Raw genomic sequence first — 26,570 nt, forward strand, 5'->3', positions numbered from 1 at the left:
AACGATATGAAAAATATAAAAAGAATACTTGCGGTTGCATTGCCATTGTTGTTTGCAACTTGCATGTACGGACAGAAAAACTACAAACTGACAGGTAAGATCATCTCTGCCACTAATAAACCTATAGCAGATGCTGTAGTGTCTGTACAAGATACCTTGAATGCGACTACCAAAGCCGATGGAGAGTTCACTTTTAAATTAAGAGACAAATCCGGAGTGATATCGGTTTGGGCACCCGGTTACCTTCCCGTTCGGCAGTTGCTGAACGGAAGAACGGAAGTGGTGATCATGATGATTTCAGACAACCAGTATAAGCACAACGAGCAAGTTGTATTGCCCTTCCGGGGAGATAATACGGAAATTTCCGATTATACTACTGCAACAAATATTACCAAAAAAGATTTTCTTTTGGGAAGCTCTAAGATTGACCGGGCTTTGGCAGGACAAGTAGCAGGCTTACAAGTAAAACGCGGCAGTGGTATGCCGGGTGAAGGCAGTTATTATAACCTCCGGGGTATCCGTTCACTGACAGGTGACAATGCGCCATTGATCGTAGTCAATGGTGTACCTTACTTGCCGGACAAAAACGAATCACCGATAATCGGAGGTCTGACCCGTGATATTTTTCAGGCATACAATATTAATGATATTCAGAACATTACAGTGCTGAAAGGTGCGGAAGCCGCTATGTATGGTTCAATGGGATCGAACGGAGTTATTCTGATCCAGACAGATGGTGCCAGCTCCAACGATATGGAAACGAAGGTAAGCTACTACGGACAGTATGGCGTTACCTGGAGTGACAAACGCATTCCTTTGTTGGCCGGGAAAGATTATTTGAACTATCTGACGGATGCAGGTATGACATATTATAGTGATATGGATAAATTCTATAGCAACTTTCCTTTCCTGAAGGACCCTAATAATCCATTATACCTCAACACCTATAATAATCAGACTGACTGGCAGGATTTGATGTACAATACCGGTTATGCGACAGATCACCTTTTCCGCGTGGAAGGTGGTGACGAAATCGCAAAATATGACCTTTCGTTAGGTTATTCCAAAGAAAACGGTTTATATGAAAGCACCAGTACAGAACGTTTCCATACTCAGTTGAATGGTAATATCCTCGTAAGCAAGAAAGTGGATATCTTTGCTACCATCGGATTTGCTTATATGAACGGCCATTTCCAGGAACAAGGCATGAACATCAAGACCAACCCGATTCTGGCAGCTTATGCGCAATCACCGGTACTCAGTCCATACAACAAGGATAAAGACGGAAATATATTAAGTACTTATTCACCTTACTATTTCGGTAAATGTACCACCATGGATTTTGCGATAAGCAATCCATTAGCTATCGTCAATACCTTAGACGCACATAATCGTCAATACGATTTAAATCTGAGAGCAGGTGTAAACTATACCCCGCTACCGGGACTGGTATTCACAGGAATGATAGGAATGTACTACAATTATGACAATGAAGCTATGTTTATCCCCGGATTGACAGACAAAACCATCGTTCCGATATCCGACACTTATGGTACAGCCAACAACATGGTTCGTTCCGGTGTGGGCGAAACCAGCAACCTGTATCTGAATCTGAATGCACGTTATTCAAAAATGTTCAATCGCATTCACCAGTTGAATGCAATCGCCGGTGCACAGATTCTGACAACCAAGAACGAATTCGATGTGGGTGAAGGACGTAACACAGACAATGACTTTTATCAGACACTGGGTAACACACAGGCTGACGGACACCGTTTCTACGGTTATGTTAACAAATGGAACTGGATGAGCTATTACGGACATGCTGATTATACCTACAATAATCTGGTACAGGCTTCTGTCAATGTATCAGTAGACGGAGCCTCATCTACAGGTACAAGTGCCAACCGGTTCTATGTATATCCGTCGGTAGGATTAGTCTGGCTGGGCAAGGGCTGGAAACCTCTGCAGAATTCAGAATGGATCAACAAGTTAAATGTACGCGCTGAATATGGTCTGACCGGTAACACCCGCTTTGCAAGCAATATGGGTACGTTCTACTATTCATCAGCCGCTTATCAGGATATTTCCGCCATTGCGCGTGTCAATGTACCGAACACTCATTTAAAGCCGGAAAAGAATGCTTCTCTCAATTTGGGACTGGATCTGTCATTGTTCCGCAACCGCTTAAATGTGAGTTTCGATTATTACAATAACAAGATCAGTGATATGATCTGTATGCAACCGACATCATCTATATACGGTTCCGCACCTTATTATGCGAATGTCGGTAAGATGGATAACAAGGGAGTTGAACTCTCCGTACAAGCCTCATTGGTTCGTACCCGTGATTTCGAATGGATTATAGGTGGTAATATCGCCCATTACGATGATAAAATCACTTCTTTGGGTGGTGAAGAAAGAATCATTAATGGCAACTGGATCACAGAAGTCGGAAAGTCGCCTTATCAGTTCTACGGCTATCAGGTAGCAGGCGTGTTCTCCACTCAGGCAGAAGCTGATGCGGCCAGTCTGATGGCAGACAACGGTAACTATTTCCGAGGCGGGGATATGCATTATGTAGACCAGAACGGAGACCATAGAATTGACAGCAAAGACCGTGTAGCTTTGGGAAGTGCAGCTCCCGATTTCTTCGGAGGTTTCTATACTCAGTTCAAATACAAAGGATTCGCACTCGGTGCTGAGTTCAGCTACTCCAAAGGCAACATGGCCTACAATGCCGTACGCAATCAACTGGAAGGTATGAATACATTAGGCAACCAAAGTATCGCCGTATTGAATCGCTGGTCTTTGGACGGACAAGTGACCAATATGCCACGTGTACAGCACAACGACCCTTATCGCAGTACTTCATTCTCTGAAAGATGGCTGGAAGATGCTTCTTATCTCCGCATGAAAAGCGTGACTTTGAGCTATAGTTTTGACAAGACCGTACTTAATTTCTTCCGTTCAGGCACATTGTATGTATCAGGCGAGAACCTTTTGACAGCAACAAAATACCTGGGACTGGACCCGGAATTCTCTTACTCGTACGGCGAAACATCTCAAGGACTGGATTATGCAAAGATGGTACAACCGAAATCTGTAAAATTTGGTGTTAATTTGAAATTCTAACGACAATGAAAAAGAATATACTATTAAAAAGCATGTTGTGTGGTATAGCCATGATGGGTCTTAGTGCCTGCTCCGATTTCTTTGAACCGGAGAACAACACAATGCTGAAAGGAGATGACTATATAAAAGAAGCCAGCGAAATGTATGCAGGCTTTCTGGGAGTCGCAACGAAGATGCAGGCTATTGGCGACAAAGCCATTTATCTGACTGATTCCCGGGCTGAAATGCTGATCCCTACCGACAGAGATGTCGACATGTATGCACTGTCCAATTATGAATCGGATCTGACAGGCAACACATATGCCGATCCGGCCAAATACTATGATTTGATCATCTCATGCAACGATTACCTGCAGAAAATCTACGAATTCAAGCAGGCACATTTGTACAGCATCGACATGGAGCACTACAAAGGATTGGTTGCCAGCACTGTAAGAGTAAAAGCATGGGTCTATTTCACAATGGCGAAAATCTATAATGAAGTAGTCTGGTTTGATGATCCCATGTACGAAATGAAAGATTATTCCCAATACCCCAAACTGAATTTAGACCAGACAATAGCCAAATGTGTGGAATATCTGAAGACAGGTTTTGACGGAATCGACGGAAATCATACTATGCCATGGACAGAATGGATCGCCTCAGACAGTTCACTTTCAGCAGGTGACTACACATTTTGGGATCTTATGACTCCGGAGTATTTTGCACTGTCTGCCGAACTCGCTTTGTGGCAGGGAAGATGGCAAGATGTGGTGGACCTGGTTCTGCCTAAAATGAATGAAGCATTCGCCTCCTCTTCTACTTATACCAAATGGATGTGCCAATCTAACTACCACAACGCATATTCGAAAATATTCAGAGGAGATAATCCTTACGGATCGGCAACTGTTTCGGTAATCACTTATGAGTACAAGAAAAACCAGACGAATGCAACCAAGCAGAATCTTTACTCCGCTCCTATTCTGAGACCATCAGAATTGGGTATAGCCCGGTATTCTGACAAAGACTTTAACCCGAATGCTTTTACTTCGGAAGATTCTCGTGACGGACGGTTCAATTCTCATTTCAGCCAAGACTCATATGGAAACTGGAGAATGCAGAAATGGAGCTATGCTGCCGATAACTTTATTTACATTTATCGCAATGTGGAACTTTATTTCATGCTGATCGAAGCATTCAACCACCTTCCCGAACGTTCGGAAGAGAGATATGTATTGATGAACGAAGGAGTGAGCAGCTATTATCCGGACGGAGGAGTCACTTATCCCGGATTCACCAATGACTGGACACGTGTAGGCGGTGCCGTTACACATACCTATGCGGATACCGGTATCCGTGGCACATGGGGAGCATCTGATACAAGTAAAGGTCTACTATGCCGTGACATGAAAAAGGAACCGGGCAACGAGCGTCATAATGACATCGAACTCCTGAAAGAAATCTGTCTGGAGATGCCCTGTGAAGGTAAAACCCTTCCGGTAATGATACGTATGGCAAAACGTTACAATGACCCCACTATCATCTCAGATTTAGTTTGTTCCAAATACAGCGAAGAAAATGCAGCAATAGCCGCAAAAGTACGTGCAAAGATTGAAAGTGGCGACTACTTCGTCCATTGGGATATCGACAGCACCTCTTCTACTCATTAATTAAAATTCAGCTATTGTCAGTTGATACTTTTCCCGGAAAAGCGTCAACTGACAATAGTCTCTATAAAGCAAGCTGACTACAAGAATCTAATACAAACACCGGAAGCAGTCAGAGAGAAGACGAACACTAATACGATTGAAATATGAAAAAATCAGCTGTTTTACTATTACTGACACATTTATTAGTGTTGCCTTTAGTTGCCCAATCCCAACCGGCAAAAGTCTTGTCTGACTATATAAAAGAAATCAACCAATTCAACAAACGCAATCCTCAGGAAAAAGTATACCTTCATTTTGATAATACCGGCTACTTTCTGGGCGATACCATCTGGTTCAAAGCATATACCGTTTTAGCTGAGCAACACCGCTTCAGCCCACTAAGCAAAGTACTGCATGTTGAACTTCTGACCCCACAGGGAGAAGTGATAGCCAACCGAAAACTCATGATAGAGAACGGTCAATGTCATGGTGAATTTCCACTGAAAAGGATTTACCGGAGTGGTTTTTATGAGGTTCGTGCGTACACACGAGGGATGCTAAACTTTGGAGACGACTGTATATTCTCCCGCGTTTTCCCTGTTTATGATGAACCGGAAACGGACGGTAACTATGCAGAAAAAGCAATGGACAGCGGCTTTGGAGTGAAGAACGAACGCAAAAAAGAAAAGAAAGGAGGAAAAGTAAATCTGGCTTTCTTCCCGGAAGGCGGCAATGCAGTAGTCGGAATCGCTTCCCGTATCGGCTTTAAAGCATGGGGAGCAAAAGGAGAAGACCTCCAAATAACAGGTGCCGTCTACAATTCATCAGGCAATTCAGTTTCCTTCCTTTCGACCTATCATCAAGGTATGGGATTCTTTGAGCTATTGCCGGAAACAACCTCTTACAAAGTAATAGTCGAACATGAAGGCAAACAATATGACTTTAATTTCTCAGATATCCTCCCGGCAGGATACGTGATGCGTATCAATGATACTAACGAAGAATCATACCAGATAGAGATATCCAAATCCTCCGTCCTCCCCCGTGACACCATAGCGGTATCCGTATCTTGTCGTGGCACAGTCTATGCAGTAGAAGCCATGAGGCTGGCAGACGCCCCCTATGTTTTCCGGTTACCCAAATCCCGGCTTCCGGCAGGTTGCATACAGTTTACATTATATGATAAAAAAGGAAATATCCTTGCCGAACGCCTGTCGTTCAACACTCGTCCTTTAACGTATTACCGGCTATCTGCTCAAACAGAGAAACAGACTTATGTACCTCTCGAAAAGGTAAACATGTTTCTTTCCTTGAACGATTCCATCGGAAATCCCGTTGAAAGTTCTTTTTCTCTTTCTGTACGCGATGCCGGTACGGAGATTTACACTTCGTACCAGGATAACATATTAACCGATCTGTTACTTTCTTCCGATATAAAAGGATATGTGGCCAATCCTATGCAATATTTTGAGAAGGACGACCGCGCCACCCGCATGAAGCTGGATTTACTGATGATGGTTCAGGGGTGGTGTCGCTATGACTGGCAGACGATGGCAGATGTATCACCTTTCAGGGTAAAACATTATATTGAACAAGCTCTTCCGATAAACGGTAAAATAATGGAGCTACTGAGGAACAAGTCAAAAGCATACGCAGATGTCATCTTCTGGATGAATAAAGATAATGCAAGTTTTCACAGCCACTGCCAAACAGATGCTGGCGGACATTTCTACTTTATGTTACCGGATAGTGTCAAACTTGAAGGGAAATGGCAACTCAGCCTGTCCGTCACAGAAAAGAAAAAGCTAAAGCATTGCCGGATCATGCTGGACCGCCATTTCAGCCCTGTTCCACGCAGCTACTCCTACCCCGATTTACTGGTGAAAGATACGGTTACAGTGTTCTCTGACGAGTTTGAGGATAGCTTAAAACAACATTCTGTTGATGAGATGCAATATCTGCCGCAGGTTATCATTAAAAAGCAGCGAATAAGAAAGGAAATATCTCCGGAATTTGTTTATGATGTGGAAAAGGATGTCAACAAACTAATGGACTCGGGAAAAAATTATCCCGGTACTTTAGGAGAATATATGGAGAACAATATACCCCACCTTAGAAAAGATAGTGCAGACGGTCCTTATCAATATGCCGGCAAAGACATTGTTTACTTCTTCGATATCCAAAAAGGATCAACACGCTACCCTGCAAGGGGGCTACCACCAGAACAGATGCCCATTGAGAATATCCGGCAAATAACTCTTTATGATCAGTATGCACAACTGTGGGCTGTCAAGAAAATCAAAGAAGAGGGAATAGAAGCCGCATCTCCGTCTGATATAGACTTGCCAACAGTAGCTTCACTACTCCACACCCCTGTCATCATCATGGTCCATCCATACAATGACGGTTTACACGACGGTTATCAGAAAGGAATCCGCCACACTTTTTATGATGGTTATTCTCAGGTGAAAAGGTTCTATCACATAGATCATAGCAATAGTGTACCCGGTGACATTGATTTTCGCCGTACCCTGTATTGGAATCCGGAAGTAAAAACCGACAGTCAAGGCAAAGCGCAAATTAGTTTCTATAATAATACTACGTGTAGGCGGATGAAGATCAGTGCGGAAGGACTGAGTGACAGTGGGATACCAATTATAACAAAAGAGTAAAGAGACTCATGCTAAATAAACATTTAGTTATCATATTATATTTCATCATCAGAATTCCTTTTTCTCTATGCGCATCCCCAATATCACAAGATGAAAAGGAAACTGATTCACTTTATCAAAACATATCACTTTTTTCCGCCCTCCATCCGCAGGAAAAAGTCTATCTACACTTCGACAACACTTCCTATTTCATGAAGGAATCAATTTGGTATAAAGCTCATATAGTGAGTGCCGAAACTCTAATTCCAGAAGTGAAAAGCAAAGTGCTTTATGTTGACCTATTAAGCCAAGAAGGAATTCTGGTGAAACGCAACAGGCATTATATAGAAGAAGGAATGTGTTCAGGAAACTTCTATCTTCCGGACACCTTAAATGCCGGATATTATGAAGTGCGCGCATACACAGCCTGGATGCTGAATTTCGGAAGGATAACAAGCCCGCTTCTTATCGAGAATTTCCTGTACAAAGACGGAAGTATCTTAAGTGATTTTAAAAATGTAGAAAAACGTACGAGTGAAGTTCCTTCTATTTTTTCTCGTGTACTTCCCGTATACAATGCCATAGAAAATGAAGAATACCCAACCAAACAAATGCGGACACGCCCACGTTTTAACAGATCATCTCCAAAGGAAGAGAAACAGCGTATTAAAGTTGGTTTTTATCCTGAAGGCGGACATCTGATCGAAGAAATTGATAATAGAATTGCCTTTGAATTACGTGATAAGGAAGAGAAAATAATCGCTCCCAAATACATACTCATAGAAACCAACAATTATAAAGTTCTGGATACACTACAAGTAGTACACAACGGACGGGGAACCTTCAATATCAATCACCTCCATTGGGAAATAGGATTAAAAAATTGCCACTTAACAATTTCCGATCAAAACCAAATATATGAATATCCTTTGCCCACACCTGAGAAAGCAGGAGTAGCCTTGCAGGCTGATATAAATGAGAATCAGATAAATATCCAAATTCTTTCCAAAAATATCACATCTCCCTTGTTTATAACTTTGCAACAAGGAGGAAAACCTGTCCATTACCAGTCACTCGGTATCAAGGACCGTTTCCAACTATGCTTCAACACTGATTCTCTTCAACAAGGCGTACACCAGCTAACAGTCTTTGATCGTGCAGGACATATCTTTGCAGATCGATTATTCTTTGTCAGAAAACAAGAAACAGTGTCCATCACTTTACATGATCACGCTATAAAAGACAACCACCAACCATACCATCCTGAAAAATATTCATTCAAAATACAAGACAGGAATGGTAAAAGTCTTCCGGAAACATCATTTTCCGTAGCAGTCAGAGATAATGATATGGAAGATTTACACTACAGCCAAGGAAATATTCTCACGAATCTGCTATTGTCTTCAGAAATACGAGGTTTTATACAGTCACCGGAATATTATTTCGAATCTCAAGACCTGCATCACCGCAAAGCCCTGGATTTATTAATGATGATTCAGGGATGGAGACGATATGACTGGCAAACCATGGCAGGAGTAAAAACATTCAAACCACACTATCCGATAGAACAGAAACTACAAGTAAAAGGAACTGTCTATAAAAGAAGAAGTTCAAGCGGCGAACTAAAGAAATGGAACAAAGAAGTTTTTGTTCGTTGTCAAATATGCTATCCTGACGGCTATACCTATGATGCAGTTCAGCAAACTAAAAATGGTGACTTCTCCTTCGATGTAGTTCAAATCTATGGTAAACATACCATGTTCATTCAAGCATACAAAAATAAAGACAAAATAAGAAAAGAACTGGATTATCACAAGCGAGGAGATTCCTTTTTCTATGACCACTATGTTTGCAAAGACCGTGTATTTTCTCCGCTGCCTAAACAATATAATTATTATGAAACACATGAGAAGGAATTATCGACATTTTCTTTTCTCGAACAATCCATTGACCAGGTTACTATTAAAGACAGAGGCAAAATTAAGATAGATTTCACAAAACCTGATTTTTGTTATGACTTTATTGAAGCAATAGACTATATCAATGATTTTGGATACGAATTCAACAGATCCACATTTACAATACCTCTTTACATTACAGAACTTGTTTCACCATTAAAGGGTATATTGTCGGGAACTACTCATATTTGCAGTGGAAACGGTGAAGATATTGAGCAATACTATCCCGATTCTCACTTATCATCCTCAGACAAAATTAGAAGAAGGGATATACTTAGTTTTAAAAGATTGAAAACGATATGTGGCTATTTTGATATCAGGGACCGTTCACGTCTCATAGGCAAAACAGAAGCCCACTCCGGTAAATGGGATTTTTATATAAACTACACACAACGGTCAAAAAAAGAATATCTTCCCGACATGGTAGGCGACCGTTGCTACTTCTATGGATATGCACCACCCGTACAATTCTATTCACCGGATTACAGTATGCAACTACCGGATAAACCGGATCACAGGCGTACCTTATATTGGAATCCGGATATTAAAACGGATAAGAATGGAAATGCATCTATACAGTTTTACAACAACGCTACATGCAAAAAGATGATTATTTCAGCAGAAGGAATAACAAAGGATGGACAACCTTTTTATTTGAATACAGCGAAATAAGAAACAGTAATGCAACTGTTTGTTCCAGTATATTAATAAGCTAATCTATGCAATAAAGAAAATTGACTTAAAATAAATATAGTGGAGCTTATCAATGCACCAAGAGAGGCATACTCTTATAAAATTTCGCTACTATTCTTATTATCACTTGTCACTTTTCATCCCAACCACCTTTAAATCAACAAGTAACGAGTGACAATAGCCGGTGATAATAAGGTGACAATAGAAGATTTCAACTTTCTATTGTCACCTTTCTCCCCTGCTCTTTTATAGTTTGGCAACCAGATACACCGTCCCCTTATTCGTATGTTTGCAGGGAATCTTCTCCTTCTGAAGCAGCCTTCCGAAATGGTACGCCTTCCCCGAAGACAATGTGATAGTCGTTCTTTTCTGTAGATAATCCAAAATCTCTACCGGAGACAAGTACTCCCCTTCCCCATCCTCTTTGGCAGCTTTGAAGTAGTGATAGAACAACTGAATAGCCGGCGGAGTCTGTTCAAACTCCCGGTTAGCCTGTGTCAGGATAGCCTCATCCTTATCATCAAACCAGTATCGTTCGCCATGATAAATTTCGTACATCGCCTGCGCATACAATTGCTGATAATCGATAGGACGTGCCGTATCGATCGTATCCTTTACTTCAATGCAAATAAAACGGCGGCTGCCGGAAGGATCGGTCAACAAGTCCTTTTGATTGCTTGTTGCAATAAATGAAGCATAACGCTGCAACTCCTGCACCGAACTTCCATGCGGCTTACGAAGATTGACTACCGGCTTTTGCAGAATATGCTTCAAGAAGCCTTGCTGAGTCAAAGTCACCTGATCGAACTCATCAATATTGATCAGCGCAAAACGATTCAGATACATTTCCGCATCCCGTTTGCGGCTGAAATCAATACTATCCGTATAATAACCCCGAAGCTCAGGCGGTATCAAGTCCCGGCAAAATGTGGATTTACGTGTTCCTTGTGCACCGACCAGCAATGGTGAAGTACTGTTCGCATGCTGTTTGTCAAATCCTCTCCAATGCGCCACCATGTTCAGAAACCAACGGTGGAAAAGCATTGTCCAGTGTGGATTGTCACAAGGAACCCGACCTGCCAACTCCGCAATACGGTCCTTCTGGTCCCAATTAGGAAGATGGAAGATAAACTCTTCCAACGGGTTGTAGACAGGGACACGGTTGGAATGCAAGTAACGGTCCACATCCCGGTCCCACACTGCGATTCCTTCACTTTGCGCATCCAGCAAAATACTGTTCTGTGCTCTCTTGTCCAACGGACGGAAACGGAAATAAAACGAACAGCGCTCCCTGTATTCCACTTCACTCATCTGAGTATTGTAGCGAAACTCATAACGCCGGTTCATAAATTCTTCGGTCTGCATATTGAGATACTGCTCTTTTGTCAGACCGCCTTTCTTTCCGAACCCCTTGCACTCCTGATACACATTCCCTATCATCTCACGAACCAGCACCGACTGCCCGGAATCATAATACCGATGTATGGTCCGCCTGACCACCTCTTCTTCGGGAATACCGGAAAGAAAGCAGTTCTCCGCCAGCCTTACAACCATCGGTTGCAAATCATCATTCCGCCTCCATCCTTCCTCCATCGACTGAAAAGTTTTCCGCAAGGCAGCCTCATACATCAGTGCCAGCGCATCTTCTGCCGCATATCCCGGAACAGCGCGGTTCAATGGGGATTTTTCCGTCACCGTTCTCTCCCGATAAGTCATCTCCTTAGGCATCCCAAACGGTTGAGAAAGATAAAAAGGCACGGCGTTCTTCCGATAGAAAGGTGCCGGATCATAACTCAGCCGTGAATACTGCTCCAAAAGCGGCTCTTTCAACTGGATATCGAAAGGGATCTGCGGCTGATAACATTTCACAGCCAAACGATAAGCATGTGCCTGAAACAGTTCCGCTTCTTCCTGTGTTTGCGGCAATGTTCCGTCCGGACGGGTAAAAAGCGTCCATATCTTGACTGAATTTCCGCTCGACCCCATATAGGCAAACATCGTTTGTGGCAAGTCTGCCGCTTTTTTCTTGACCAATTCCACCTCTACCTTTCCAGCCAACGGGCCAACGGTCAATTCAACGATACCATTATAAACTTTCATCCGTCTCACGCCATTGACACGCCCGAAAACGGCAGCGGGCATTATTTTAGGAAGCTTTCCGGCAAAGCTGCAAGGCTCTCCGGGCAAAACAAAATGCAGGGCTTGGCGTAGTCCGGTCACCGGGCGAGTCTTCGTCTCTGTTTTTATCTTCTCCATCAACAAGTCAAAATCTAATACACTCAGTGCTTCAGCGTCTTCTTTTTCCCTGATTTGTGTGATCTTCATTTATTTTCTAAATTATTTATATATATCCTTCAAAGATAGGCATAAAAAGAAGAGGATGCAACCTTTTCAACAGTTATTATTTGAAGTATATCCATTCCTTTTCAACTTTGTCTGACGTACTGGAAATAACGGTAAATAAAACGTTCATTAACTTGTTTCGAACGTTAGATTAATGTATCTTTGCAGTGATAAGAAATCGTTTTACGTACATGGTCCCATCGACTCACGTACGTGATCCTTCGGGTTCACGTATGTAGTCCGAACGGTTCACATACGTGGAACGAAAACGTGCAACTAACAAAATATATTAGTCGAGCCTTGCCTGCATGTTAAGGTTACTAGTCTTTGTCTTAATACACGCGGTATCAATTAAGTAACACAGGGCATTAACCAACAAAAAACAAGTAACGCTATGGCAGCAGATTATGACTTTCGGAGAAAACCGAATGAGAAAGGAGATGAAGAGCTCCAACCATTATATCCTCGTATTGTATCTAAAGGTACCATTGATTGCAAACGACTGTTTCGTGAAATATCCGAAGCGTCCACCTTTACCGAAGGTGACTTGGCAGGTATCATGGTATCTCTTCAAGAAAAAGTATCTTACTATCTGAGTGAAGGGTATCACGTGAAATTAGGAGAAATCGGATATTTCTCCGCAAGCTTGAAAGCACGTCCGGTTATGGATAAGAAAGAAATCCGTTCTGTCTCTATTTCTTTTGACAATGTCAATTTCAGAGCTACGAAGTGGTTTCGCCGACGAAGTTCGGGCACGGTGACCCGTGCCAAATTCGGATTTCAGGAATCATCAGATATGTCGGAAGAGACACGCCGCCTGCGTCTTGAAGCATTCTTAGCTAAAAACCATTTCATCACCCGTAGGGAATACAGCGGATTAACAGGTTTATTGAAAGGAAAAGCACAGCGGGAACTGAATCTTCTGGTAGAAAACGGAGTTCTTAACACTCGTGGGTATGGTAATCGGATTATATACTTAAAATCTGAAAATCAGCCTATTAAATAAGAAAAGTATAAAACAGAGGTGATAATAGAAATGCTTGAAAATTCTATTATCACCTTATTATCACTTCCTATTATCACTTTTTATTTATCATTCTCACCTGATTACTAAACATTTATCTATCACAAGTGATAAGTGACAATAGAAAGAGACTTTTTTTCTATATGGGATTGTATTCAGTAAGTAATATTGTTTTTCTCACAATGAATCATCTATTCACCTACTTTCTGTTTCAAACGGAAAGTGGACAACACCTTCTTGCCGGAAGAAATAGTCACAAGGAAATCATAGTCTTCGGCTTTCTCAAAATTAGCCTTAGTCACAAACCGTACATCTGTTTTTTCATACGGTGTCAGAGGCGGCACTGTAGCAGAAGCTACTTTTATCATCTTACCATCCTTCTTATATTCGATCTTTACCGAAGCCTTCTGTGAGCTGACCTGTCCAAAGTTCTGCACTTCAATATTTCCTTCCCAGCCTTTATCCGATTGGACAAAAACAGGTGCACGTGCCGACAGGATCGGTTCAATATAATCAATGTAAGGTAAACGCGCATACCCATACAGCATTTTTCCGTTCTTATATTTCCCTATCAGTTTCGGAGCAAATTCATCTTCAGTCATTCCGTTTCCTTTTCCATCGAAAGTCACGATCAGATCATTACCATCTGTTTCCGTTTTCAGCAATTTACTTCCCCTGCCGTAATTCACTTCGGTGGAAGCACCAAAACGCAAAGAATTCAGATCGATATCGGTTTGCGGATTGAAGCCGTCTTCTGCTTGTATTTTCAATCGGATGGTTTTAGTTTGGGCTGTTATGGGCTTTTTGTCCAAGATAGTCAGCAATACTCCCGGGTTCAGCGGAATACTGATATTCTTCGAACTGTGATTATCGAATGGCTTATCTTCATTCTTCAGCGTATCGATCACAGCAAAATTGGCTTGAACAGCACGTCCGTACTTATCCTGATACATTTTGATACGTTCGTACTTGAACCAGTCTTCAGCGCGGCCATCTTCGTGAACAGCAATGCCCGGCATATACGCTTCTCCGGGATCTGTAACCCAGTTTACACCATCTTTGGAACGGAGATAGAAAGCTATGCGCCCCAACCAGTCATTTACAATCATATGATACTGAATATGGTCACGCCAAATGACAGGATCTTCAAACCGTCCTTTCACATTCGGATAAACACGGCTATCCGTCAACTGGTTATATTCCGACAAGCCATCCCGGCTGATCCAGATTCCACCGCCACGACAAACCATAATATAAGAGCTGTCTTCCCGTTGGGCAAATGACAGATTGGACAATCCCTCTATAATCCGGCGATCGCGGGCATTGAAATCAAACTTTCCATATTCCCATTTACCATTGATATCATCAGAAACATAGCGACCGTTAATTACGTAAATGACATATCGCCCGTCTTTTGCTCTGAATATTTCAGGATTATGACCTTTGCCGATGATATTGACAGGTTTAAAAGGTCCGGTCAAGTTATCGCTTACCGTATTGAATACCCATGAATTGCCCCACTCCATATGTCCTTTTGGGGAAGCTTCCAGCCAGCCGCAGACCATAAGATGGTATTTTCCGTCTTCTCCTTTGCGGATATTTCCGCCCCAGTAAGACCAGATGCGGTCTTCAATGCCATTATCAACATATCGCGGACGCACACCGGCGGTTCCCCACGTATCAGATGACAGCTTGTTTCCTTTCATTGGTAAAAAGCGATCCATAAAGCGGGCACCATTTACCAGCTGATCCCACTCTTTAGGGCGCTCCCGTTCCGTCACTTGTGAGAAAGTGACATTACTGATGAGCAACAATGCCCCCATTAATGCTAATTTAAGATTCTTTCCGTACATGTTTTTCTTCTGTTAGTTAGTTTGATAGTTCGTTTGATTTACACTATAGTATAACGGCAAAAGTAAGACAATCTCCCATTAGTCGATGATAAGAAAAGGGAAAAAGGCACGTAATGCTTTACGTAAAGAATCCAAACATTAGACATTCATACTCTCATTCTTTATCTTTCTTCAAAATAAAGTTTTCTATTTGGTCGCAAATTTGCTCCATCCCCTTGACGGAAGGATGCCCGCTCTGTTTATCAATATCATGCAATTCGATGCAATCTATACCATAGTGTTTGCAGGTTGCTCTGACTGATTCGTTGAATTCTTCTTTCAAACCGGAATTCAACAGGAAGTAGATTTCAACATTTGGATAACGGTCAATCATGTGGTTGAGCATATAAGCCATAGCGGGACGGAATCGGTACAAATCCTCTTTGGTCCATCCGCCGTATTTATATTCTCCGAGGGGAGCACCCGCCCAACAGTCATTCGTAGCACCAAAAATAAAAATGACATCCGGACATCCCAGTTCATCCATACGAGTGATAAAGGAACGGTCGGAGTAATCTGCCTGACGGTATCCAGTATTGCAAATGGTAGCTCCCGAAAAAGAATTATTGACACAAAGCCGATAATCATTCTCTTTGATAAATTGATGCCACCAAGTTTGTCGTACAGAGACAACGTCAGTCTTATGCCTCGGAATAGTATAATACCATATACTATTGGTATCAGGCTGCAAGTAGCCTTCGAATGTGGAATAGGAGTCACCCAGGATAGAAACTGACTTTTTACTTTGAGCAAAGCTTAGACTACTACATAGAGTAATTATAAGCAAAAATACACAGGACTTTCTCATCTTTTATTTTTTTATGAATATAATTCGTCTTATCAATATTCTTTCATCAAGCAACGGACAAACTGCGGCTCTTTTGCCAAGTCACCCTGTGTCTTTATTTTCACTTTCCCGCCCGGTATCTGGAAATGCACTTGTTCAAAGAGAATATTGCGTCCATCGTCGATCAAAACAGTGGAGTCTTTACTCTGAATTGTGATATTCTTCAGTGTAAAACCTTTCACATCTGTCATCCGTATCAATTTATCGGTCTTTCCCATCAGGTTTTCTATCAAACAATTCTCTGCCGGAGTTTCGGGGATACCATTCAAATCAATAAACAACAATGATATCACGGGCTGCGATATTCTTGAAAGAAGGAGTCAAAGGAGTGACGGGAAGAGCCGGCAAACGCTTAGCCAAATCACCGACATGTTTTTCTTCTCCCAACATGTCCCACCAGAAAGCAATTCCGGCTAGATTCATCCGGATTTTACTCCACATACTGCTCTATCGAAACGGAACACTGATGTTTCCATATTTCACAATCGGTCGTGGGAGCTATCAGTCTCCCATGACCGGTCAGTGCTATATTTTCTTGATTATCAGCATATACCAGTGCTCCTAATGAATAGACTTCAATCCCTTCATAACGAGTCAGGACAACAGGCAGATAATCTTTGATGTTTCCGCTAAAATGCAGTTCCGCACCTTCTTCCAAATACAGGTTCACATTACTCTTTAACTCTATACGACCGGTTTTCCAGACTCCGGGAGGTACCACTACTTTTCCTCCACCTTTACGACTCACTTCGTCTATCGCTTTCTAGATTGCTTTAGTAACCATCTTCTCAGATTTGGCACCTGTTTCCACGATGGAATATGTGAGGTCTTTAAAGACCGGACGCTTCATTTCAGGCATCGCCCAAGGAGCCTGAATGGAGGCTATTTCTTCTGTCACAAGCTCAGGGCCTACTTCTCCCGCAACGGTATATATTCACGTGTTTGTGAATGGACGGATAGCACTAAAGGAAAAACCAGCATTCCCAGCAATAATCTGTTTGAGATTCTCCGGAATGGATTATTCGTTAATGTGTTCATCGCCTTCTTTGTTTTCTTTTATTTAATGGTTTCCTGATATTCAAACCAGTCATATGCTGCCTTGTTCCTGGATGGCTTTCCATTACTTGTCGCGTAGACTCCAACTCCCGAACCATTGAACTTATTAAACTTATTGTCCGATATTACTTCCAGCGTTTGGGTTCCACCGATATTCGTCATATTATCGATCGTTTCGCCAAAACTAAAATCAACATTCAATCCGTTTGCGGTAACTTTCAGATAAACGTCTTTCTTAGCATAAGGAATGCGGCTTACGACTTCCTTTTTACCTAAATGCCTTTTAGTCAATACAATACCAGATTTATCTTTCATCAGTGTATAATATCCGGTAGCCGTACGGTAAACGACCAAACCCGCCTGTTCATTTTCTTTTTTCGTCTGAAATTCCAGTTTAGTCATTGCTGTGAAATCATGATGTTTTATCTTCTGTACAATCATGGCGGCATTCACCAGACTGTCGATGACTTCAGGCTGCAACGATATATTTAAACAGTTATCTTCCAGAGTATAGAATTTCTTTCGGGGGATTCTTACAAAATACCATTTTGATGCCAGATTCTCTGTTTCAAAGTCATCTCTTACAGGTTCAACCTTCACTGGTTGCCACGGCAGATCCGGACGTTCCTGCTCCGGCAGCACGATTCCATACCCCGGATTGAAAATAGGAGTCGAATTTTCAAAATTGACTTTACATAAGAAAGTTTCTCTTGCAAGCGGATTGTACCCTTTTATCATTCTTTTTCCCAAAACAACTGAATACCATTCTCCATTTTGAGTCTGTACGAGATCAGCATGTCCCAATCCCTGAATAGGATAGTTTTCACCTAAATGGCGGTGTGATAATACCGGATTGGTTTTATCTGCAACATAAGGTCCCCACAAAGACTTACTTTGATGCACCGTCACTGCATGATGATAACTTGAACCTCCTTCGGCCATCAGCAATAAATACTTCCCGTTTATCTTATAAAGATGAGGTCCCTCTGCATAAGTTGCATTATTCGCATGCCCGTAAGTCAGAATCTTACGCTCGCCCACCAATTTATTCCGGCTGAGATCCAACTCTTGCATCCATATAGCACATTGGGCCGGCCATGAGCTTTTAAAATCCCATGTATTCCCGATATAATAACATTTTCCATTATCATCCCAAAATAATGACGGGTCTATTCCGGGCGCATCTTTCAGCCATACAGGATCAGACCAAGGACCTTTAGGATCAGCAGCTGTTATATAAAAATTACCGCCACATTTTGATCCGGTTGTGATTAAATAAAACAGACCTTCATGAAAACGTATAGTAACTGCCCATATTCCATCATTATCATTCAGTCCATTCATGTCAATCATGTCCGGACGACTAATACCATGTCCTACAATCTCCCAATTGACCAAGTCTTTACTATGATAAATGGGGATTCCGGGATACCATGTAAAAGAAGAGGTGACCATATAATAATCATCATTCACCCGGCAGATCGAAGGATCAGGATTAAAGCCCGGCAGAACCGGATTTTTAAAAGTCTGGGCTTGCGCCAGCCAAACTGTAGCCAACAACCATATACAAATAAACAGTCCCTTGTTCATAATACTTACTATTTTCATTTTTTTATTCAATTAATATTGCAGCAGGAAACTCTCCGCGACTTTCAAGAAACGGTCATGTCCCTTACTGTTCAGATGCGCCGTATCCGTATTGTTTTTACTTTTCTGGAAATAGATTTTTCTGAAAGTATCATTATCCGCATAGATACTTCCTTTTCTTGCACAATCAAAAATAGGAATACTGTAATTGCCGCAAACTTCAATCATGGCATCAACGACCTTTTCCGAATCGCTTCCTTTGAAGTTTTTGCAATTCCAACGGGTAAAGAAGAATATTTTCGCCGTCGGATATTTCTCGACCAGTCCTTTACACAGAATCTCCATTTTATCTTTGAAGTTATCAATCCCCCCGATAGAATCCAGTTTAAAAGCATCATTATGTCCGCCGATGACAATGACATAATCAAGGCTGTCCGCCATTTCTGCATACCGAAGATACATTGCTTTCCCCCAACGCGGACTGGAATAAGCGATGCTATTTCCATTCTTTCCATAATTAAAGTACTCCATGCCATGCTTCTTCGCAAACTTATAGTGCCATGTATTCTCAAACGGTTCTTTATGATTCCGCACATAGCTATCGCCAATTACTCCGATTCTCTTGCCATTCAGTTCGTCGACAGTCGTCTTACTATTCTGCGCATTCGCTGCCTGAGCGGAAAATGCACAAACGATTAACAATAAAAAGATTTTTAAATGTGTCATTTCTTGATGTATTTTTCATTTGATGGCAAAGATAAAGGTAGTTTCTATATCAGCACATGGAAATTCATACGTTTTCCATTAAAATTATACGCTTTTTATCTCACTGCTCGTCTTTTTTGGCCTAAATACCCCAATAAACGGACGATTTTCCATCTTTCTATACTTATTTACCATTGGAGCACGCCATGACTTTGCCTATCTTTGCCAAGAAAGTTATCCATTTCTACAAAAGACTACCAACGTATGAAAAAACATCTGATTGCCTGCGGCATTTTATCTACTATGTTTATGGCAACTAGTTTTGCCCAAAAAGACATCGACCGTCCTATCATGGGATGGAGTTCGTGGAATACCTATCACGTGAATATCAGTGAAGAGTTAATAAAACAGCAAGCTGACGCTTTAATCAAGCACGGGCTGAAAGAGGCAGGTTACAACTATATCAATATAGATGACGGCTTTTTCGGCTACCGGGACGAGACAGGTAAAATGCATCCGCACCCCGACCGCTTCCCGAACGGGATGAAAGTGGTTTCTGACTATATCCATTCTCTGGGACTAAGAGCCGGAATATATTCGGATGCAGGAGACAACACCTGCGGTTCCATCTATGACAACGATGCAAACGGAGTAGGCTCCGGACTGTATGGACACGAACAGCAGGATATGGATTTATATATCAAAGAATGGAACTACGATTTCATTAAAATCGATTATTGTGGCGGACGTGAACTGGGACTGGATGAAGAAAAACGTTACAACGCAATCTGCCAGGCTATTGCCAACACCGGAAGAACGGATGTATCTATCAACATCTGCCGATGGGCATTCCCCGGCACCTGGGCCAAAAAACTGGCACGTTCCTGGCGTATCAGTCCGGATATCCGCCCCAAATGGAATTCTGTCAAAGGGATTATTGAAAAGAACTTATATCTTTCTGCTTACGCTACCGGCGGGCATTATAACGATATGGATATGCTCGAAATCGGACGCGGGCTGAAACCCAACGAAGAAGAAGTTCACTTTGGAATGTGGTGTATCATGAGTTCTCCCTTACTGATCGGATGTGATATGAATACAATTCCCGATTTTTCATTGAAACTACTTAAAAATAAAGAGCTTATCGCACTGAACCAAGATGTATTAGGATTACAGGCACACGTCGTACAACATGAAAATGAAAGTTATGTGCTGGTTAAGGACATCGAACAGAAACGTGGATTAACTAGAGCGGTAGCCTTATATAATCCGTCCAATCAGCCCTGTGACTTTATCGTTCCTTTCGAAACTCTGGAACTGGGAGGTGAGGTAAAAGTACGGGATTTAATCAAACAAGAGGATCTTGGGAAAATGAAAGGGGAAATCCGGCAGACGGTTCAGCCACATAGCGTACTGATATGTAAAGTGAAGGCTGAAAAGCGACTGGAACCCGTTTGTTATGAAGCCGAATGGGCGTATCTGCCTTGCTATGACGACTTGGGCAAAAAATCCAAACCGATTGTCTACGTACCTGACGCTGATTGTTCCGGTAAAATGAAAATATCCAGATTGGGCGGTCGGGAAGAAAACTTCGCCGAATGGAGTGAAGTATACAGCGAAAAAGGAGGTAAGTATAACATGACTATCTTCTACAGTTGTGACAAGAATCGCAAACTGGAAGTGTCCGTCAACGGAACGGAAACTGTGCTCAAAGATTTGAACAGCAACAAGGAGGTGAAATCCATTACGATCCCTGTCACCTTACAAAAAGGTTATAATACGGTGCGAATGGGAAATGATTTCGGATGGGCACCGGACATAGACCGTTTTACATTATCCAGGCAATAACTTTCTCTGATTATATGGAAACAGAAAAACTTAACGTGTAAGAATAACGATATGAACAACAAAATTATAAGTATGTTTGTGCTTTGGGTTTTCTTTACCCTATGGAACGGGGTAACCTTGCAGGCACAGGCACCTCATCCCGAACGTATCTACCTTTCGGGAACAGGTATCGATGATACCAGGACCTGGGACTTTTTCTGTTCTGCGGGACAGAATAGCGGTAAATGGAAAAAGATCGAAGTTCCCTGTAATTGGGAGCTACAGGGATTTGGAGAATATACCTACGGACGTTGGTACACGGTGAAAGGACAACGCCCCAGTGATGAAACCGGAATCTACCGCTATAAATTCGACGTCCCTAAATCATGGGCAGGGCAACGGGTAAAGATCTTCTTCGATGGAGTGATGACGGATGCCGAAATCATCATCAACGGCAAACCGGCAGGCGAACTGCACCAAGGGGGATTCTATCGTTTCAGTTACGACATTACCGAATTACTTAACCTCGGGAAAAAGAACCAGCTCGAAGTAAAAGTAGCCAAAGAATCAGCCAACAGATCGATCAATGCCGCCGAACGGAAAGCAGACTGGTGGTTATTTGGCGGAATCTACCGTCCTGTATGGCTGGAAGTTCTGCCACAGATACACATGAAGCACTTTGTTTTAAGTGCAGACCACAAAGGGAAATTCCAAGCTTCCATAGACATGGAAGGAGATGCCAAAGGGCATGAAATCGTCGTATCCGTCCGTTCATTAAAAGATGGGAAAACCGTATATACTTCCAATGGACAAACAACAATCACTCATCCAATCAACAACTCCGGTAAAGAACAGATGATCAGCGGTGAATGGACAAACATAGTCCCCTGGTCTACAGAAGCCCCCAACTTATATGTAGCCAAATTGGAACTGAAGAATCCCGAAGGCAAAATCGTACAGACCAGGGAAACACGTATCGGCTTCCGTACCATAGAGTTCTTTCCGCAGGACGGAGTATACCTGAACGGTACCAAATTAGTGGTAAAAGGAATCAACCGTCATTCATTCTCCGTAGATGGAGGGCGTACCACCAGTGCAGCATTAAGCCGCATGGATGCCCAGCTCATTAAAGAAATGAATATGAATGCTGTCCGTTCGCACTATCCGCCCGATGAACATTTTCTCGATATGTGCGACTCACTGGGACTTGTCTACATGGATGAGCTGGCAGGCTGGCAAAACAGTTATGACTCCAAAGTCGGGGCAAAACTCGTGAAAGAAATGATTGAACGGGATGTTAACCATCCATGCATCATCCTTTGGAGCAACGGAAATGAAGGTGGCTGGAATACGCAAACCGATCCTTTATTTGCCCAATATGACAGGCTGCAAAAGCGTCACATGGTGCATCCCTGGGCTGACTTTAATGAACTGGATACCCACCACTACCCTACTTATCTGACAGGAGTGGCACGTTTTACGAATGGTTATAAGGTATTCATGCCGACCGAATTCATGCATGCCATGTACGATCAGGGAGGGGGAGCCGGTCTGCGTGATTTCTGGGATCGATGGTGCACCAATCCATTGTTTGCAGGAGGATTTATCTGGGTCTATTGCGATGAAGCTCCCAAGCGCAGTGATAAAGGAGGAATACTCGATTCCGACAAGTCAAATGCACCTGACGGAGTAGTGGGACCACGCCGCGAAAAAGAAGGAAGCTATTACGCTATCCGTGCACAATGGTCGCCTATCCAGTTGAAACCTCTTCTCATTACCAACCACTTCGACGGCAGTTTCCTACTGACCAATGAATATACCTTTACCAACCTGAAAGACTGTCGTATGTCTTACAAAGTTCTGACATGCGGCACTCCTCTTCAAGGAAACACAGAAACAGGAAAGGTAATCGCCGAAGGAGGAGTTCAACTTCCATCCATCAATCCGGGAGAAACAGGCACTGCCCGTTTTGAACTGCCCGATTCATTCCGGGAAGGGGATATACTTGAACTGGAAGCATTCGATAAAGAAGGAAAAAGTATCTGTAACTGGACTTACCCGATTCATCTGGTAAAACGATATTTTGAACGCAAGCTGACACAGGCTGCGCCCACTCCTGCTCCCCCAAAGGCAGAAGCCCGGCAAACAGCTGATGCCATCGAACTAAAGAGCAGTAAAGTCTGCGTAACCTTCGATGCGGCAACCGGTATGATTCGTCACATTACATCCGGTGAGACTGAGGTTCCATTCAAAGATGGTCCGGTGGCAGTAGGTATGAAGATGCGATATGAACCTTCGCTCAGCTATACCCGTCATTCCTCCGACGGAGCCATTTATTGTGCCAAATACAAAGGTGCAGCAGATTCGATTGTATGGCGCCTGACAAATGAAGGTTTGCTCTACATGGATGCTATTCTGTTGAACCGTGGTTCCGGTGGCAGCGGCTTTGACGATGCTTTTATGGATTCCCAGATTTTCAATCTCGGACTTACCTTCTCTTATCCGGAACAAAATTGCTCGGGCATGAAGTGGATGGGACGTGGTCCTTATCGGGTCTGGAAAAACCGTATTGCAGGAACAAACTACGGCATCTGGCACAAAGACTACAATAACACCATCACCGGAGAAAGCTTTGAGAATCTGATATATCCGGAGTTCAAAGGCTACCATGCCAATCTCTATTGGGCAACTCTGGAAGGTGAAAAGACTTCGTTTACTGTTTATTCCCGTAATGATGGCATCTTCTTCCGGGTATTTACTCCCGAAGAACCCGCAGGACGTGTGAAAGATACAATGCCTGCATTCCCTGAAGGTGACCTTTCATTCTTACTCGATATTCCGGCTATCTGCTCGTTCAAACCTATCGAACAGCAAGGTCCCAACAGCCAGCCGGGAAATATCCGGATCAAATCGGGAGACGAAGGGCTTCATCTGAATCTGATGTTTGACTTCCGGTAATCCTAAGTGAAAACACTTAAAATAAAGATAAAACAATGAATGTAAAATTGAAATTTATACTTGTATATTTAAGTTTGTATGCTTCCTCATATACAATCCAAGCACAAAATATACAGTATGATCCTTTACTGGACCCGGCTGTAGAAATCCCGGATGCACCGGTAAGGAATGGAAACGGAGAGTATATCTGGTATCCGGGACAGCTGAGTGCGCATCTTCAGCAGAAAAGACTAAAAGAATCGGAGAAACGTTGTGTGAACGTAGGGTATCCCGGCAAATTTTATGCTCCGGTATATCATACCTCATTCTGTAAAGAAGTAAACTTGCCGGCAGAAACGCTAATGGAATGGACATCTACCGGAAAGGTAAAAGTATCTGTCAATGAAAAAGAAGCAGGCAATTCCGACAAAAGTTCTCTTACACTACCTAAAGGAAAATCAACTTTATTATTCGAAGTAGAGACTGATAATGATCTGCCTGCCATTAAAGTATCCTTCAATGGAGAAGTCTCAACGGATCATTGGAAAGCAAGTATGGATGGTATTGAATGGAATATTGCAGAAACATCTCCGGTATTCGGCACTGCAGGCAGAATGCCTTTGGATGATCCGGAAACAGAGGTTACCATTCATCCGATTTCAATCTTACCTATACGAAACGCAACAGTTGAAAATGAAAAAATAAAGATTCAAAAGAATGGATATATTCTAGTTGACTTTTTCCATATTGAAGTCGGAAAAGTCTCATTCACTGCCAAAGGTGAGGGAACGCTCACTGCTTTTGTAGGAGAAAGTCCGGAAGAGGCATTAAACGAAAACACCAAACTCTTCGAACAATATCCTATTGAATCCTATCCTTTGACAGAAGGAGAACAACAAATTATCCTTCCGGAAAGGGCGGTCCGCTATCTGAAAATATTCAGTGATAAAGAATGTGAGATATCTGATGTTAAGTTTAAGGCTAAGATATGGCCTGTAGACTTCCTGATGTCCTTTGAATGCAATGACGAACGTATGAATAACATCTGGAATGCTTCGGTTGCCTCCCTGCATACCAGCACGCACGGCTTTTATCTGGATGGTATCAAGAGAGACTATCTGCCCTGGTCAATGGATGCCGTTTTAAGTACCTTTGCCGGAGATTACCTTTTCGGAGATGAACAGGTTTCGCGCAACAGCCTTTCAGTAGCTATGCTCCCGCTAAATCCGCAAAAAACAGATTTGGGAATACCGGATTATCCACTTCATGCTTTGATAGGTTTTAACCACTATTACCAAAGATATGGAGATTTCAATACGATCCTCTCCTATCGTGACCGCATAGAACAACTGCTGAAACTCTACGAGACTCTTCAGGATGAACGTGGCTTTATCTCCGCCAATGTCGGTGTCAGCTGGGGATTTGTACCGGGATGGGCTACCAGAAGAGGCCCTGACAAGAAGGGAACTCCTACGTATGCACAAATAATGCTTTATTATAATTACAAGATTGGTGCAGACTTCTCCGAAAAATGGGAGGACAGAAAATCAGCAAAACATTACCGAATGAAAGCCGAGGCTTTAAAGAAAAGTATAATCAAACATTTCTGGAATGAAGAACAGGGATTATTCATAAACGGATATACCAAAGACGGCAAACTGGATACAGTGATTTCACATCATGCCCAGTACTGGGCTATCCTTGCCGATATATTTCCCAAAGAACGGTATGATCATCTGTTTGAAGTACTCCCCACCATTCCTTATTACCATGATTATGTAAGTTATGAGAAAGGATATGAGTTCCTTGCTTATTCAAAAGCAGGTAAGGTCAGAGAAATGTGGGACTTCCTTTTTACTGTATTTGGTGACTGGCTTGCACAGGGACATACCCGTTTTCCGGAAAACTTCTCATACAAGAAGCCCAAAGATGAACAACTGGTCTTCTATAAACGTCCTTATGGTCTAAGTTTATGTCATGGCGCTAATGGAGTTCCGGGAGTAGTGGCTGTTTTAAATGGCATAGCAGGTTTCAGCCAATCTCCAACAAAATCGAATCATTATATCATACGTCCTGAACTAATGGATTTGAAATGGGCAAATATCGAATTCCCTGTCAAAGAAGGTAAAATCAAGTTGAAGCTATCCAAAGAAGGTAAAAATCTGATTGAAATACCTGACGGATGTAAAGTGGATTTCATTGATAAGAATAAGGCCAAAAAGACATTTACGAGAAAAGGCAGTTATAGCATATAAATAAGGGGATGTCAAAACTCCCCTCTCAACAA

General features: G+C 42.4%; 17 protein-coding genes. 8 read left to right on the top strand and 9 right to left on the bottom strand.

What is annotated here, in order from left to right; translation table 11 throughout:
• The first annotated feature begins 6 nt into the window (after positions 1–6).
• The 4 genes from BLW31_RS00205 to BLW31_RS00220 all read left to right on the top strand — a co-directional run bounded on the left by BLW31_RS00205 (position 7) and on the right by BLW31_RS00220 (position 10,044).
• Positions 7–3,135, top strand: a complete 3,129-nt coding sequence (locus tag BLW31_RS00205) for a SusC/RagA family TonB-linked outer membrane protein (protein WP_010536752.1) — start codon at positions 7–9, stop codon at positions 3,133–3,135.
• 5 nt (positions 3,136–3,140) lie between these two features.
• The gene (locus tag BLW31_RS00210; protein WP_074759413.1) at positions 3,141–4,784 is read left to right on the top strand and encodes a hypothetical protein; all 1,644 of its coding nucleotides are present in this window, start codon (positions 3,141–3,143) and stop codon (positions 4,782–4,784) included.
• Positions 4,785–4,927: 143 nt separating this feature from the next.
• Entirely contained in the window at positions 4,928–7,435 is a 2,508-nt protein-coding gene (locus tag BLW31_RS00215; RefSeq protein WP_029425323.1) for a hypothetical protein, read from the top strand.
• Between the two features lie 191 nt (positions 7,436–7,626).
• Complete coding sequence (locus tag BLW31_RS00220) at positions 7,627–10,044, top strand: hypothetical protein (protein WP_010536749.1); 2,418 nt, start codon at positions 7,627–7,629, stop codon at positions 10,042–10,044.
• A gap of 267 nt (positions 10,045–10,311) precedes the next feature.
• On the opposite strand, the gene BLW31_RS00225 is transcribed toward BLW31_RS00220, so the two are convergent.
• Positions 10,312–12,390, bottom strand: a complete 2,079-nt coding sequence (locus tag BLW31_RS00225) for a BT4734/BF3469 family protein (protein WP_010536748.1) — start codon at positions 12,388–12,390, stop codon at positions 10,312–10,314.
• Positions 12,391–12,802: 412 nt separating this feature from the next.
• Here BLW31_RS00225 and BLW31_RS00230 point away from each other — a divergent pair, with 412 nt between their 5' ends.
• A complete protein-coding gene (locus BLW31_RS00230; protein ID WP_010536747.1) occupies positions 12,803–13,414 on the top strand; it encodes an HU family DNA-binding protein in 612 nt (203 codons plus the stop codon).
• A 209-nt stretch (positions 13,415–13,623) separates the two neighbouring features.
• Here BLW31_RS00230 and BLW31_RS00235 read toward each other — a convergent pair whose 3' ends face one another.
• The 8 genes from BLW31_RS00235 to BLW31_RS00260 form a co-directional block, all read right to left on the bottom strand.
• Positions 13,624–15,285 carry a glycoside hydrolase family protein gene (locus tag BLW31_RS00235; protein ID WP_010536746.1) on the bottom strand — a complete coding sequence of 554 codons (1,662 nt, stop codon included), beginning with the start codon at positions 15,283–15,285 and terminating at the stop codon, positions 13,624–13,626.
• Positions 15,286–15,439: 154 nt separating this feature from the next.
• Positions 15,440–16,132 (bottom strand): SGNH/GDSL hydrolase family protein, encoded by a 693-nt coding sequence (locus tag BLW31_RS00240; RefSeq protein ID WP_010536745.1) that lies wholly within the window; start codon positions 16,130–16,132, stop codon positions 15,440–15,442.
• Positions 16,133–16,164: 32 nt separating this feature from the next.
• Positions 16,165–16,464, bottom strand: a complete 300-nt coding sequence (locus tag BLW31_RS00245) for a hypothetical protein (RefSeq protein ID WP_130061481.1) — start codon at positions 16,462–16,464, stop codon at positions 16,165–16,167.
• Positions 16,442–16,594: a hypothetical protein gene (locus BLW31_RS24280; RefSeq protein WP_022302215.1), complete on the bottom strand. Its 153-nt coding sequence runs from the start codon at positions 16,592–16,594 to the stop codon at positions 16,442–16,444. The genes BLW31_RS00245 and BLW31_RS24280 overlap by 23 nt, the downstream gene beginning before the upstream one ends.
• Positions 16,595–16,601: 7 nt before the next feature.
• Entirely contained in the window at positions 16,602–16,919 is a 318-nt protein-coding gene (locus tag BLW31_RS00250) for a glycoside hydrolase family protein (protein WP_029425319.1), read from the bottom strand.
• 15 nt (positions 16,920–16,934) lie between these two features.
• On the bottom strand, positions 16,935–17,069 hold the full coding sequence (locus BLW31_RS24640; RefSeq protein WP_256207740.1) for a hypothetical protein: 135 nt from the start codon (positions 17,067–17,069) through the stop codon (positions 16,935–16,937).
• A 158-nt stretch (positions 17,070–17,227) separates the two neighbouring features.
• Complete coding sequence (locus BLW31_RS00255) at positions 17,228–18,835, bottom strand: glycoside hydrolase family 43 protein (RefSeq protein WP_233424536.1); 1,608 nt, start codon at positions 18,833–18,835, stop codon at positions 17,228–17,230.
• Positions 18,836–18,847: 12 nt separating this feature from the next.
• On the bottom strand, positions 18,848–19,540 hold the full coding sequence (locus BLW31_RS00260; RefSeq protein ID WP_010536743.1) for an SGNH/GDSL hydrolase family protein: 693 nt from the start codon (positions 19,538–19,540) through the stop codon (positions 18,848–18,850).
• 243 nt (positions 19,541–19,783) lie between these two features.
• Here BLW31_RS00260 and BLW31_RS00265 point away from each other — a divergent pair, with 243 nt between their 5' ends.
• From BLW31_RS00265 to BLW31_RS00275, 3 genes are read left to right on the top strand one after another with little or no spacing between them, the layout of a single operon-like run.
• Positions 19,784–21,367: an alpha-galactosidase gene (locus BLW31_RS00265; protein WP_010536742.1), complete on the top strand. Its 1,584-nt coding sequence runs from the start codon at positions 19,784–19,786 to the stop codon at positions 21,365–21,367.
• Between the two features lie 51 nt (positions 21,368–21,418).
• Entirely contained in the window at positions 21,419–24,304 is a 2,886-nt protein-coding gene (locus tag BLW31_RS00270; RefSeq protein WP_010536741.1) for an exo-beta-1,4-galactosidase, read from the top strand.
• 35 nt (positions 24,305–24,339) lie between these two features.
• Positions 24,340–26,538, top strand: a complete 2,199-nt coding sequence (locus tag BLW31_RS00275; protein WP_010536740.1) for an alpha-L-rhamnosidase-related protein — start codon at positions 24,340–24,342, stop codon at positions 26,536–26,538.
• Positions 26,539–26,570: the final 32 nt, after the last annotated feature.

Origin of the sequence: Bacteroides faecis MAJ27 (genome assembly GCF_900106755.1) — a bacterium.
Lineage (GTDB): Bacteria > Bacteroidota > Bacteroidia > Bacteroidales > Bacteroidaceae > Bacteroides > Bacteroides faecis.